A 624-nucleotide genomic window follows, 5' to 3' on the forward strand; every position below is an offset into this window, starting at 1 on the left:
TAGCCCACGCCGCGCACCGTGCGGATGAAGGCGGGTGCGCGCGGGTCGTCCGACAGCTTGTGGCGCAGGCGCGAGACCAGCAGGTCGATGCTGCGCTCGAACGAATCCATGGTGCGGCCGCGCGCATGCTCCATGAGCTGGTCGCGGCTGCACACGCGCCGCGGCATGCGCAGGAAGGTGCACAGCAGGCGGTATTCGGCATTGGTGAGCGGCACGGTGACGCCGGACGGCGAGACGAGATGGAGCTCCACGCTGTGCAGCGCCCAGCCGTCGAAGCGCACCACGTCGTCCGGCACCGCGGGCTCGGCCGCGGGACGGCCCGCCGCGCGCCGCAGCACGTTCTGGATGCGGGCGACCAGCTCGCGCGGCTCGAAGGGCTTGCTCATGTAATCGTCGGCGCCCATTTCCAGCCCGAGCACGCAGTCGTACGGGTTGGCGCGCGCGGTGAGCATGATGATGGCACGGCCGAGCGCTCGCGCAGCTCGCGCGCCAGGGTGATGCCGTCGGTGCCGGGCAGCATGATGTCCAGCACGACGAGGTCCATGGCCTGCGCGGCCATGCGCTCGGCGCAGGGTCTGCGCATCGCGCCGCCGCATGGGTGGCATAGCCGAAGCGGGCGAGGTA

Annotated in this window: 2 protein-coding genes; both read right to left on the reverse strand. The window is 71.5% G+C overall.

Annotation, left to right across the window (positions count from 1 at the left end):
* Positions 1-452, reverse strand: a 452-nt coding sequence (locus tag AC27IQ_RS26640; protein ID WP_487091482.1) for a winged helix-turn-helix domain-containing protein, incomplete at its 3' end; no start/stop codon positions are given.
* Positions 383-624: response regulator (locus tag AC27IQ_RS26645; RefSeq protein ID WP_487091483.1), on the reverse strand; the 242-nt coding region annotated here is incomplete at its 5' end. The genes AC27IQ_RS26640 and AC27IQ_RS26645, both read right to left, overlap by 70 nt.

Source organism: Acidovorax sp. KPB24-07, assembly GCF_057543315.1.